General features: G+C 44.6%; 9 protein-coding genes. 3 read left to right on the top strand and 6 right to left on the bottom strand.

Annotated features, from left to right (window positions below):
- Window positions 1–149: 149 nt before the first annotated feature.
- From BLS28_RS23145 to amaB, 6 genes are all read right to left on the bottom strand, one after another.
- The gene (locus BLS28_RS23145; protein ID WP_091173008.1) at window positions 150–1,139 is read right to left on the bottom strand and encodes a beta-ketoacyl-ACP synthase III; all 990 of its coding nucleotides are present in this window, start codon (window positions 1,137–1,139) and stop codon (window positions 150–152) included.
- A 10-nt stretch (window positions 1,140–1,149) separates the two neighbouring features.
- Complete coding sequence (plsX, locus tag BLS28_RS23140) at window positions 1,150–2,088, bottom strand: phosphate acyltransferase PlsX (protein ID WP_090534780.1); 939 nt, start codon at window positions 2,086–2,088, stop codon at window positions 1,150–1,152.
- 16 nt (window positions 2,089–2,104) lie between these two features.
- A complete protein-coding gene (rpmF, locus tag BLS28_RS23135; RefSeq protein ID WP_090534782.1) occupies window positions 2,105–2,296 on the bottom strand; it encodes a 50S ribosomal protein L32 in 192 nt (63 codons plus the stop codon).
- A 16-nt stretch (window positions 2,297–2,312) separates the two neighbouring features.
- Window positions 2,313–2,837, bottom strand: coding sequence for a YceD family protein (locus BLS28_RS23130; RefSeq protein WP_091173002.1), 525 nt, complete (start codon window positions 2,835–2,837; stop codon window positions 2,313–2,315).
- A 160-nt stretch (window positions 2,838–2,997) separates the two neighbouring features.
- The gene (locus BLS28_RS23125) at window positions 2,998–4,647 is read right to left on the bottom strand and encodes a S8 family serine peptidase (protein WP_091172998.1); all 1,650 of its coding nucleotides are present in this window, start codon (window positions 4,645–4,647) and stop codon (window positions 2,998–3,000) included.
- 320 nt (window positions 4,648–4,967) lie between these two features.
- A complete protein-coding gene (gene amaB, locus BLS28_RS23120; protein WP_091172993.1) occupies window positions 4,968–6,509 on the bottom strand; it encodes an L-piperidine-6-carboxylate dehydrogenase in 1,542 nt (513 codons plus the stop codon).
- 238 nt (window positions 6,510–6,747) lie between these two features.
- On the opposite strand from amaB, the gene BLS28_RS23115 reads away from it, so the two are divergent.
- The 3 genes from BLS28_RS23115 to BLS28_RS23105 all read left to right on the top strand — a co-directional run bounded on the left by BLS28_RS23115 (window position 6,748) and on the right by BLS28_RS23105 (window position 12,916).
- Window positions 6,748–8,151 carry a tetratricopeptide repeat protein gene (locus BLS28_RS23115; RefSeq protein WP_091172989.1) on the top strand — a complete coding sequence of 468 codons (1,404 nt, stop codon included), beginning with the start codon at window positions 6,748–6,750 and terminating at the stop codon, window positions 8,149–8,151.
- A gap of 292 nt (window positions 8,152–8,443) precedes the next feature.
- A complete protein-coding gene (locus BLS28_RS23110; protein ID WP_090534791.1) occupies window positions 8,444–9,205 on the top strand; it encodes a phosphosulfolactate synthase in 762 nt (253 codons plus the stop codon).
- 381 nt (window positions 9,206–9,586) lie between these two features.
- Window positions 9,587–12,916, top strand: a complete 3,330-nt coding sequence (locus BLS28_RS23105) for a vitamin B12-dependent ribonucleotide reductase (RefSeq protein ID WP_091172983.1) — start codon at window positions 9,587–9,589, stop codon at window positions 12,914–12,916.
- Window positions 12,917–13,055 lie beyond the last annotated feature (139 nt).

The following is a 13,055-nucleotide window of genomic DNA, read 5'->3' as shown; positions in this document are numbered from 1 at the left end:
ACCATAAGTAGCCCGTTAGTTGCGTTGTTCATAAGCAGATAACATGCACTTTTTACGGATGTTTTAATTTTTTGATATATCAAATATGCTTTTTAATAGAAAATTTGCACATCTGCACATCTGAAATTTGAACATCTATAATCCGTACATCAATAAGCCCATTTTAAATAAACTGAACCCCAGGTAAAGCCACCGCCAAAGGCTGCTAAAATAAGGTTATCCCCTTTTTTAAACTTGCTTTCCCATTCCCACAGGCAAAGTGGGATGGTGCCGTTGGTGGTATTGCCATAGCGCTCGATGTTAATGATCACTTTATCTGAACTTATACCTGTACGGTTTGCAGTAGCATCGATAATACGCTTGTTGGCCTGGTGTGGTACCAGCCAGGCAATATCATCACCGGTTAGGTGGTTGCGTTCCATTACCTCGTGCGCAACATCGGCCATATTGGTTACTGCAAATTTAAACACGGCCTGGCCTTCCTGGTAGGCGAAGTGTTCTTTAGCGTCAACCGTTTCATGGCTTGCCGGTTTCAATGAGCCGCCGGCTTTTAGGTTTAAATACTGTGCACCCGAACCATCGCTCTTTAAAATAGAATCGATGATACCGTTACCCTCTTCGTTTGGCTCAAGTAATACAGCACCGCAGCCATCGCCAAAAATAATACAGGTAGCACGGTCTTCATAATTAACAATAGCCGACATTTTATCGCCGCCTACTACCAATACTTTTTTGTGCTTACCGCTTTCAATAAATTGTGCGCCTGATGTTAAACCGTACAGGAAGCCTGAACAGGCTGCCTGCAAATCAAATCCCCATGCGTTTTTAGCACCAATTTTATGCGCTAAAAGGTTTGCTGTAGCCGGGAAGATCATATCGGGGGTAGTAGTACAAAAGATGATAAGATCGATCTCCTCGGCACCGATGCCGCGTTTTCTGAGCAGCTCGGTAACGGCAGGGACCGCCATATCAGATGTAGCAAGGCCTTCGCCTTTTAATATGCGCCGCTCTTTGATACCGGTACGGCTGGTTATCCATTCGTCATTTGTATCAACCATTGTTTCCAGTTCCTGGTTGGTTAATACATAGTCGGGAACGTAACCATGTACTGCGGTAATAGCGGCATGAACTTTACTCATCTTTATAAAATTACTGGAATGCTTGTTTTATTTTATCAACGAGGTTACTCTCCACCATATTCCTTGATAAAAGGACCATGTTTTTTATTGCCTCGGGGCTCGAGATGCCGTGACCAACAACAACGGGGGCATTTACACCCAGTATAGGGCTGCCACCGTATTGTTCATAATTAAACCTGTCAAAAAACTCGTCCTTTAGCTGTTTCTTCCGCGTTATAACATAGAACGATTCGGCAAGCTTTAATATTACATTGCCGGTAAAACCATCGCATACATAAACGTCGGCGCTTTCACTGAAAAGATCGCGTCCTTCAACATTACCCACAAAGTTAAACAACGATGTAGCTTTCATTAATGGGTAGGTGGCCTGGCTAAGGATATTACCTTTTTCTTCTTCTTCGCCGATGTTCATGAGAGCAACACGCGGGTTGCTGATATCATAAACTGCCTGTGCAAATAAACTGCCGAGTACACCGAACTGAACAAGCACATCTGGCTTACAATCGGCATTGGCACCTACATCCAACAAAATACCCAAACCGCCTTTAAGTTTGGGTACAATAGTAGTCATTGCCGGGCGTACAACACCCGGAATAGTTTTTACGCTGAACATGGCACCAACAAGCATGGCGCCGGTATTGCCAGCCGATGAGAAGGCCTGAATTTCGCCGCTTTTTAACAGTTGGAACCCAACTGATATGCTCGAATCAGGCTTCTGAACAATAGCTTTGGTGGGGTGCTCACCCATACCAATAACTTCGGTTGTATGTACAAACTCGAAGTTATCAGGGCTTACACCATTTTCCTGAAGAATACTTACTGTAACTTCCTTATCGCCAATAAGCACCAGTTTCTGGTCGGCAGATAAAGTTTTATACGCTTCGATAGCTCCTAAAACAGCTGCTTTGGGAGCGTAATCACCGCCCATAATATCTAAGCCAATCTTCATTTTCAGAAAATTAAACTTATGCTACTGCTGCTTTCTCAATAAGAACTTTACCGTTGTAGTAAACATTACCATCAACAGTATATGCCCTGTGCGGCAAATGCACAGCGCCTGTAGTTTGGCAGGTAGTTAAAGTTGGAGCTTCCGCTTTGTAATGCGTTCTGCGTTTATCTCTCCTTGATTTCGAAAATTTCCGCTTTGGATGTGGCATAATATCCTAATATTAATTATTTATTCATTTTCCTGAGCGCATCCCACCGTGGGTCTGTTTGCTCACTTTGTTCACCATTTGCCGAAAAGCTATTTAGTTTTTCAAGCATTTCTTTATCACAATAAGGGGTTTCACCCTCGTTGTCGCAAACCGATGTAAACGGCACTGCAACGTTAATGTATTCATAAATCAGCCCGGCTACATCAATCTCATGATCGTTTTTGCCAAGGGTAATGATCTCCTCGTCTTCATCTATCAATTCATCGCTGAACTTAGCTATTTGCTGTTCAGTAATATCAACCTGCTGCGGCAGTTGCGATAAACACCTGTCGCAGGTGGTATCAATTGTGCCGTCTATCTTAAAATTCAGGATCAGCATAGTTTCCTGCTTATCCAGTTCAACCTCGCAGTGCAGGGTTGCTTTTTTTACGAGCGAATATTCAAACTCATCAAAAAAGTCATCCTGTATGTCATACTCAAACTGGTGTTTCCCAAGTTTAAGCCCCGTAAAGGGAATCGAATATTTTTTAAGCGATTTCAATGAGCAACAATTAGCCCGCAAATGTAGAGAAAAATACCATAACTGGAAAGTGTTTTTTTATTTTGCCCCTTTGAAGAGGCGAAAGGCGCCTGGTTAAAGGTAAAAGGTTATGTTACAGCGATTTTTATGTGCGCAAAAATCGCTGTAACATTGTTAAAAATCAATTTGCTAAGCTGTCGCCTTTCATCTTTGAGGCCAGTTGCAATGCTTTGTAAGCATTTACAATGCCCCCGGTTTTGGATAGCGTTGTAAAATCAACCTTTTCGGTTTTGCTGCCGGGTTTTAATACCATGGTGCCCCTTAGCGGTGTTGCCGAGCCTAAAATAGCTTCCTTTACCTGCTTAGCACTCAGGCTTGGATAGTATTCTAATATCAAAGCCGCAATGCCTGCCGTTATTGGCGACGAAAAGCTGGTGCCGTCTTCTGTATCAACCTCAGCATCGGTAGTAATGGAGGTAACTTTTACCCCCGGCGCAAATATATCCACGCTTTTTTTGCCGTAGTTGGAAAAATCGCCGGCAAGGTTTTGCCCCATTCTGGGCCCCGACGCACCAACGCTGATCACGTTATCAGCATCGCTTGATGAGCCATCTAAGAAAGTATCATTTGGAAATTCGGGCTGAAGATCCATGTCCTGGTTATCGTTACCGGCAGCCATCACTAATAAAACATTCTTTGAGGCAGCATATTTGAAAGCGGCATCTACCCATTCCTTATGCGGCGAGATCTTTTTTCCGAAACTCATGTTAACCACCCTGGCGCCGTTATCAACCGCGTAGCGTATAGCATTGGCTACGTCTTTATCATATTCATCGCCATTAGGGATGGCCTTAATGATCATCAGTTTTACATTATCGGCCACACCGTTGATACCATAATTGTTGTTACGCACCGCGCCAATGAGCCCGGCCACACCGGTGCCATGTGCCGCATCGGCAAATTTTACCAGGTTATTGCCATATGGTTTGCCATCCATTGTATCAGGGTCATCCCCCACAACGCGCTTACGCGAAGTAAGATCAGGCGATACATCGTTGTTGAGCTTTGCAAGATATTCGCTTAGGTCTTTAATGATTTTGGCGTTGGTGGAACCGGCTCCCTCCTGCGAAAATACTGATTCCCAAACATATTTGCTTTGGCTTAGGGTGTCATTAGTGGCTTTAACCTTAACAAGGTCGGCCTGGCTAAAAGTGCCGTTTGCCGGTAAGTTCAGACCGCGCTTAATATACCCGCTGGTAACCATCAACGCGTTCATTACCGGCGAAAGCTGGCCGATTTCGGTATTGGCCTTGTTTACTGTTGAATCATAAACCGTTTTAACACGCAGCCAGTAAGCATATTCTTTTTTATTGGTAGCAGTCGAATCCGTAACCGAGGCATATTTACCTTTTAATTTATTGTATTCACGTACCTCTTCTGTGGTTTCGGTAAAGTCGGCTTTGCCGCCGGGGCCGCCTAAAAAGTTCCATCCGTGTATATCGTCAACGTAGCCGTTATGGTCGTCATCAATGCCGTTTCCCGGAATTTCTTTTTTATTTATCCATAGCACTGTTTTAAGATCCGTTTGTGAGGTATCGGCACCACTGTCAATAGTTGCAACAACAACCGGCTTGCTTTTTTTGCCTTGCACAAACATATAAGCCTGCTTTAAGCTGATGCCGTAAAAGCCGCTCTCCTTTAAATCAAGCAGATGCCAGGCTTTTGGCGGGGCAGGATCGGTAACAGGGGCCTGTTGTGCCGATGCCGGTAAATTAACTAATAATGCTGCTGATAAAGTGGTTGCGCTTAAATACTTGCAAAATTTGAACATGAACAGTGTTTAATATGATGTCTTTATTTAAAGACTAATGAATCGTTTTAGTTTCTATATAATCTTACCAGGCTTTTTACGTGCCGGCTTTCATTTAGGTTAATTTTTATTTTCAGGGTGTTTCCTCTGGCCGGGCTATCCGCTCATACGCCTGCAGGCCTTACGCTCGTGGCCGGTATCCGCTACTATCCCTAACACTGTCTGAACCGGGATTTGGGTGGATTATGGGGATGGACAGGATTTTTTCTTGTGTCCTACTTATAAAATAGGAACAGCAATCCCATAAATCCTAAAAACTCCTCCAAATCCTGGTTCAGAAACTACAAATCAAACTTTATCCCCTGGGCTAAAGGCAGCGTTTTTGAATAGTTTATAGTATTGGTTTGTCGCCTCATATAAACTTTCCATGCATCCGAACCTGATTCCCTGCCGCCGCCGGTTTCCTTTTCGCCACCGAAAGCGCCGCCTATTTCGGCGCCCGATGTACCGATGTTAACATTGGCAATTCCGCAATCAGAACCTGCGTAGGATAGAAATTGTTCTGCCTCGCGCAAATTATTGGTCATAATAGCCGATGACAGTCCTTGCAGAACACCATTTTGCAGGTCGATGGCCTCCTCAATAGTGCTGTATTTAATGAGGTAAAGGATAGGGGCAAAGGTTTCATGCTGCACTATCTTAAAGTGATTTTTAACTTCGGCAATGCACGGTTTAACATAGCAACCAGATTCATAACCTGCGCCTTCCAGCTTGCCGCCTTCAACTACAAAGTTGCCGCCTTCGGCTTTGCATTTTTCAATCGACTCAAGATACAAGGCAACAGCATCGGCGTCAATCAACGGCCCCATATGGTTGTGCTCATTCAATGGGTTTCCAATCCTGATTTGTTTGTAGGCGCTAACTAATTTTTGTTTAAAGGCATCGTAAACGCTTTCGTGAATAATAAGCCTGCGGGTACTGGTACAACGCTGGCCGGCAGTACCCACTGCACCAAACACCGCGCCGATGAGCGACATGTCCAAATCGGCATTTTCGCTGATGATAATTGAATTGTTACCGCCAAGCTCCAGCAGGCTTTTGCCCAACCTTGCACCAACCGCGGCGCTCACCGCTTTACCCATACGGGTTGAACCTGTGGCTGAAATTAAGGGAACACGCGTATCAGCAGCCATGAGCTCACCAATGTTGCGGTCGCCGATAACCAGGCATGAAACGCCTTCTTCAATGTTATTCTTCTTAAAAACCTCCTGTGCTATATGCTGGCAGGCAATAGCTGTTAAAGGCGTTTTTTCGGATGGTTTCCAGATGCATACATCGCCGCACACCCAGGCCAGCAGGGAGTTCCAGCTCCAAACTGCAACAGGAAAGTTAAATGCCGAAATAATACCAACTATACCCAGCGGGTGGTATTGCTCATACATGCGGTGCTCTGGTCTTTCGCTGTGCATGGTTAAGCCATATAATTGGCGGCTTAAGCCAACTGCAAAATCGGCAATATCTATCATTTCCTGCACCTCGCCCAGGCCTTCCTGCAGGCTTTTGCCCATTTCGTAGGATACCAGGGTGCCCAGGTCATGCTTGGCTGCGCGTAAAGCCTCACCAATCTGGCGCACTATTTCGCCCCGTTTAGGTGCCGGGGTTTTACGCCAGGTTTTAAATGCTTTGGCTGCCTGCTCAATCGTCTGGTTATAATCTGCTTCGGTTGCCAGCCTTACTGATGCTATTTTTTTGCCATCGACCGGCGATGTTATATTTTTTACTGCAGCACCGTTGCTGCTGCCCCAGGTACTGCCTGTACTAAAGGCGTCATTAATATCGTTTATATGTAAACGTTTTAGGATATCTGAAATATTAGGCTCCATAATTGTTACTTTTGCCAAAGGTAGAAATCTTTAGGGCAATTTTTCAGAATCACTCATCGCTTGCCTGTTGTATCCATTGTCATTAATTATCAATGCTTTGTATTGAACAGTTGTTAAGAATGTTTGAATGTTGAAAACTAAATTGCATTTTGGATGCTTACTTATTGTAATTTGAACTCAATAAGTCTTTACAAGGCAATTTGTCAACCTAAAGCGGATGTTCTGCAAACAAAATTGAATGGAAGAAGAATTTGAATTTGGTTTTACCGAAGACCCAAAATTCTCGGTAGAACGGTACGAGGAAATGATCAGAAATCAGGACTTGTACTTTTTTGATGCCCAGGCGTTTGAGAACATTATCGACTACTACATCGAAAAAAATGATCCGGCCAGGGCATTACAGGTAGCAGAGTACGCGAGAAGCCAGCACCCTTTTGCGGCAATTTTCCTGATTAAACAGGCCCAACTGCTTGTGGTAAGCAACAAGGTTCCGGAGGCTTTTGCCGCTTTGGACCAAGCTGCTATGCTCGAAGCATCTGACGCGGATATCTATATCATCCGTGGTAATCTGTACGAAAGCCTGGAGCGTTACTCCGAGGCGCTGGAAAATTACGAAAAAGCGCTTGACCTTGCCGAAGAGACCGACGAGATCCTGCTGCACATAGCCTACGTTTATCAAAACATGGGCGATTATGATACTGCTATAACCTATCTTAAGCTTTGCCTTAAGCAAAATATGGAAAACCAGGATGCCCTTTACGAGCTGGCTTTTTGCTACGACGTAATGGACAACCAGCAGGAAAGCGTACAGTTTTATCAGCAATATATCGATAACGAACCGTACAGCTACGCGGCCTGGTATAACTTGGGCAACGCTTATACCAAGCTGAGTCTGTTTGAAAAAGCCATCGATGCTTATGACTATGCTATATTAATTAAGGACAGCTTTGCTTCGGCCTATTTTAACAAAGGCAACGCACTGGTTAACCTTGAAAAATATGCAGAAGCTATAGAAGTATACCGTCATACTTTTGAGTATGAACAGCCTAATGCCGATACGTATTGTGCCATTGGCGAATGCTACGAAAAGCTGGAGCAAATGGACGACGCCCGGGCTTTCTACAAAAAATCGGTTAAAATGGATCCAAAGCTGGCCGATGCCTGGTTTGGGATAGGTGTAACCCTTGATTTTGAGGAGCGCTATTTTGAGGCCCTGCACTTTTATAAAAAAGCGCTTGACCTTGACATCGCCAATGCCGATTACTGGTTTGCTATTGCCGATGCCGAATATAAGCTCGGGCATTTGGATGAAGCAGAAAAGGCTTACGAAAAGGTGGTTGAGCTAAATCCGCTTGATATTGACGCCTGGCTTGATTATTCGTCGATACTTTACGAGCAGCAAAAGCTTAATGAAGCTATTGAAATTATAGCCCAGGCTATCAAAAATAATCCCGAAGCGGCCGAGCTTTACTATCGTATGGTTGCCTACCTGTTTGCCAAAGGCGAATACAATGAAGCCCTTAACAACTTGGAGTATGCTTTAGCAGCCGATCCGGAAAAACATTACATCCTGTTTGATTACCTGCCGCAATTGCAAAAGAATAAAGTGATTGTGGATATTATCAACAGGTATACTAAGTAGGGAGAATGGTTGATTGAGTTGATTAGGTGAATGGTTCTATCTCTTAAATAAGGTAAAACACGAAAAGACGCATAGAATATGTGTCTTTTCGTGTTTTAAGATAAACGCGCGGCCGCAAGATGACGGCATATCACCCCACTCACTTAATCAACTCAATCAACAACTCACTACCAACAATGAATTTACCATGAGCTTTAAAATCATTTAACATTTGAAATTTGCACATCTGCATATTTGTTGCGACCTTTGCCTCGTTAGAACTTTTAGTTATAGGCTATAACAAATATTTACAATGAACTACACTATTAATCATCTTCCTGATCGTACAACTAAACCCCGCGATAAAGGCATTACCATGGTTATGGACAAAGGCCTTAGCTTGCGCCAGGTTGAAGATTTTATTGAAGTTGGCGGGCCGTATACTGACATTGTAAAGCTGGGTTGGGCTACATCATATGTAACCCCTAACCTTGAACAAAAGCTAAAGCTCTACCGGGAGGCGGGGATCCCTGTTTATTTTGGGGGAACCTTATTTGAGGCCTTTATTGTACGTAACCAGTTTGACGATTACCGCCGTTTATTGGATAAGTACCAACTGGAACATTGCGAAGTATCCGATGGTTCGATCACTATTGAGCATGATGTAAAATGTAACTATATCAGCGAGCTGGCCAAACAAGTTACAGTAATATCTGAAGTGGGCTCAAAAGATGTTCAAAAGATTTTTGCTCCTTATAAATGGATCAAATTGATGAATGCCGAAATTGAGGCCGGCTCATGGAAGGTGATAGCCGAAGCTCGTGAAAGCGGTAACGTTGGTATCTATCGTGATTCGGGAGAGGTACGCCAGGGGTTGATTGATGAGATCCTGACCCAGATCCCCGAAGGGACAATTATATGGGAAGCGCCTCAAAAAGCGCAGCAAGTTTGGTTCATTAAATTGATAGGTGCAAATGTAAGCCTGGGTAATATCGCCCCAACGGATATCATCCCGCTTGAAACCCTAAGGTTAGGTATCCGCAGCGATACTTTCGACCATTTTTTAGAGATGTAATTGTTGACTGATCTTAATATAACAATTTACCCAGCCTCCGGAGCAATCCGGAGGCTTTTTGTTTTAGAAAGCAAGAGTCAATCTTACACACATGCAACCTGACAAGACTGGCACCGGCAGGCTAAAGCACAGTGACTGAGCATTGTTAAAACTATATGTCTTTTTTCAAAAAAAACACATGAATTCTTAATTATCAACACTGCAAGTATTTAAAAATCAATTAATTTCTCTTGCATAAGAACAAGGGATGCATGTTATTCCAGGCATGTGGAAAACTCCGGCTATTATGCTGTTCAGCATACTAATAGATTTGATTTAAAACCCCTGAACCTTTTTAACGTTGCACGTACTCAGTTAATTTTATCATAATCTGTAAAAGCTATGGCTAAAAACATTACCAGGAAGGCGCCCGCAGCAAGCGGGGAAAAGGGGCTCAAAGCCGAACGCTATTTCACCAAAGAAGGTACCAGTGTTTACGACCTGTTTAAATATGAAAAGCGATCGTCGGTGATCCGCAACCCCTCAGGCGATGCTGTATTTGAAATGAACGATGTTGAGGTACCGGCGGGCTGGTCGCAGGTGGCTACTGATATCCTGGCTCAAAAATATTTCCGTAAGGCAGGCGTACCTCAACCCGACGGCTCAACCGGATCTGAAAAAAGCATTAAACAAGTTGCCCACCGTATGGCCAACTGCTGGAAGGATTGGGGCATGCGATATGGTTATTTTGCTTCGTCAAAAGATGCTGAGATTTTTTATGATGAAATAGTTTATACTATTATTGGGCAACTGGCTGCTCCAAACTCGCCGCAATGGTTCAATACCGGCTTGCATACTTCATACGGCATTACCGGCAAACCACAGGGCCACTATTATGTCGACCCGGTAACAGAACAGTTGAGCAAGTCAACCTCAGCTTATGAGCGCCCGCAGCCGCACGCCTGCTTCATCCTTTCTGTTGATGACGATTTGGTGAACGAGGGCGGCATCATGGACCTTTGGGTTCGTGAGGCCCGTATTTTCAAATACGGATCGGGCGTAGGCACAAACTTTTCTAAGATCCGCGGCGAGAGTGAAAAACTATCGGGCGGTGGTTATTCATCGGGCCTGATGTCATTCCTGAAAATAGGCGACAGGGCAGCGGGAGCTATCAAATCGGGCGGGACAACCCGTAGGGCAGCCAAAATGGTTTGCCTTGACCTGGATCACCCCGAAATTGAGGGTTTTGTGAACTGGAAAGTGGAAGAAGAAAAGAAAGTAGCAGCCCTGATAGCCGCAGGTTATTCGTCTGATTATGAAGGCGAGGCCTACCGCACGGTATCGGGTCAAAACTCCAATAACTCGGTACGCATTCCCAACAGCTTTTTCACAGCACTTAAAACCGGCTCGGCCTGGAATTTAACCAGCCGGATGAGCGGCAAAGCCGTTAAATCCATATCCTCGCAAAAACTGTGGGACGATATCGCTTTTGCTGCCTGGGCCTGTGCCGATCCGGGTGTTCAGTTTGATAGCACCATCAATGAGTGGCATACATGCCCCGAAGGTGGCAGGATCAATGCATCTAACCCCTGCTCGGAGTATATGTTTTTAGATAATACAGCCTGTAACCTGGCATCCATCAACCTTGCTCATTTCTTTAATCCGCAAACACGTGTATTTGATGTAAAGGGTTTTGAACATGCCTGCCGCATGTGGACCATTGTACTGGAAATTTCCGTATTGATGGCTCAATTCCCATCAAAAGAAGTAGCACAATTATCCTATGATTACCGCACGCTTGGCCTTGGTTATGCCAACCTGGGTTCGGCCCTGATGGTGAACGGCATACCTTATGATAGTGACGAAGCGCGTGCTATTGGCGGCGCCATCACCGCCATCATGACCGGCACTGCCTATGCAACTTCAGCCGAAATGGCCCGTGAGTTGGGTGCTTTCAGCCGTTACAATGATAATAAGGAGCACATGATGCGGGTGATGCGCAACCATCGATATGCTGCGTATAACTCTACCGAAAACTACGAGGGACTGGAAATTACCCCTCCGGGTATTAACCCAAAGCATTGCCCCGATTACCTGCTTTCAGCTGCCTGCAATGCCTGGGACAAGGCTGTTGAAATGGGCGAAAAATACGGCTACCGCAACGCCCAAACCACTGTTATTGCTCCGACGGGAACTATCGGTTTGGTGATGGATTGTGATACTACGGGTATCGAGCCGGATTTTGCACTGGTGAAATTTAAGAAGCTATCGGGCGGCGGTTACTTCAAGATCATTAACCAGGCCGTACCGGAGGCTTTGCGCAATTTAGGTTACCAGGAACATGAGGTTACCGCCATTGTTAATTATGCCAAAGGTGCAGCGACCCTAAAAGGTGCTCCGCATATCAATATAGATACGCTTAAAGCCAAAGGTTTTAATGATGATGAACTGGAAAAGCTGGACAAAGGCCTGGTATCTGCCTTTGAGATCAGTTTTGCTTTCAATATCTGGTCGCTGGGCGAAGAATGTTTGAAACGTTTGGGCATCACGGCCGAGCAGTATAATGCGCCCGATTTTAATGTGCTGCGCGCACTTGGTTTCAGCAAAAAACAAATTGCAGAAGCTAATGAGTATATCTGCGGTACTATGACCATTGAGGGAGCGCCGTACCTGAAACAACATCACTATCCTATTTTTGATTGCGCCAACAAATGCGGCGCAAAAGGCCAGCGCTATATCCATGCCCATGGGCACATCAAAATGATGGCAGCAGCGCAGCCGTTTCTTTCGGGTGCCATTTCAAAAACCATCAACCTGCCAAACGAAGCCAAAGTTGATGAGATCAAAGATTGCTACGAGCTTTCGTGGAAGCTGGGCCTGAAAGCCAACGCACTTTATCGTGATGGCTGTAAGCTATCCCAACCGCTCTCAACCAAATCAGATGTTAAGGAAGAAGCTGATGACAAGCTGGATACAATTGAAGAAGTATTAGGCGAAGCTGCTAACGTAAAACTGAGCGATCTGACACCCGAGCAGGTTATTGAAGCAGCCATGGCCATCATGGAGAAATCAAAGGATACAAATTTTATGCGCCAGCTTTCGCGTGTAGTGCAAAAGAAACACCTGCCGTACAAACGCCGCGGCTTTACGCAAAAGGCCAGTATTGACGGGCAAACCGTATTTGTACGTACCGGGGAATATGAGGACGGTACCCTGGGCGAGATTTTTGTAGATATGCATAAAGAAGGTGCAACCTTCCGCTCATTGATGAACTGTTTTGCCATCGCGGTTTCTATCGGCCTGCAATATGGTGTACCGCTGGAAGAATACGTAGAAAAATTTACCTTCACCCGTTTTGAACCGGCGGGAATGGTGGTAGGGCATACCAATATTAAAAGTGCAACCTCCATTATCGATTATATTTTCAGGATGCTGGGCTATGAATACCAGGACCGCACCGACCTGGTACACATCATAACCGATAAAAATGGCATATTGGGAAACCCGCAAATGGGTGATGAGGATTTTAATGCCGATGAAACCAATGTGTACCAGCCATCTACGCTATCTTCAGATAATTCTATTAATGCTCAAAGAAAAGGCTTATCTTTCGATGTTAGTATGGGTGTACAAAGTGATGCGCCAAGCTGTAACGTTTGCGGGCATACCACGATTCGTTCAGGTACCTGTTATAAATGCTTAAACTGCGGCAACTCAATGGGATGCTCGTAATCAATACGGATTTTTTCAAATCAATTATAAATAGTTAATTATGTTTAGCCCCGCTCACCAGGCGGGGCTTATTTATTACCAGGGTCAAAATTAATGCAGCAGTAATAGTAATTGCAATGCCATAAAAGCCCTGGCATAA

The organism is Mucilaginibacter gossypii, from assembly GCF_900100945.1.
GTDB classification, from domain to species: Bacteria; Bacteroidota; Bacteroidia; order Sphingobacteriales; family Sphingobacteriaceae; genus Mucilaginibacter; species Mucilaginibacter gossypii.
The sequence above is the reverse complement of the archived record's forward strand: the minus strand, read 5'-3'. Positions and strand labels throughout refer to the sequence as shown.

Bases quoted from the DNA above. Each gene is read 5' to 3' on its own strand.
- BLS28_RS23145 (WP_091173008.1), bottom strand. From the start codon at position 1,139: ATGAGTAAAGTTCATGCCGCTATTACCGCAGTACATGGTTACGTTCCC.
- plsX (WP_090534780.1), bottom strand. From the start codon at position 2,088: ATGAAGATTGGCTTAGATATTATGGGCGGTGATTACGCTCCCAAAGCA.
- rpmF (WP_090534782.1), bottom strand. From the start codon at position 2,296: ATGCCACATCCAAAGCGGAAATTTTCGAAATCAAGGAGAGATAAACGC.
- BLS28_RS23125 (WP_091172998.1), bottom strand. From the start codon at position 4,647: ATGTTCAAATTTTGCAAGTATTTAAGCGCAACCACTTTATCAGCAGCA.
- amaB (WP_091172993.1), bottom strand. From the start codon at position 6,509: ATGGAGCCTAATATTTCAGATATCCTAAAACGTTTACATATAAACGAT.
- BLS28_RS23115 (WP_091172989.1), top strand. From the start codon at position 6,748: ATGGAAGAAGAATTTGAATTTGGTTTTACCGAAGACCCAAAATTCTCG.
- BLS28_RS23110 (WP_090534791.1), top strand. From the start codon at position 8,444: ATGAACTACACTATTAATCATCTTCCTGATCGTACAACTAAACCCCGC.
- BLS28_RS23105 (WP_091172983.1), top strand. From the start codon at position 9,587: ATGGCTAAAAACATTACCAGGAAGGCGCCCGCAGCAAGCGGGGAAAAG.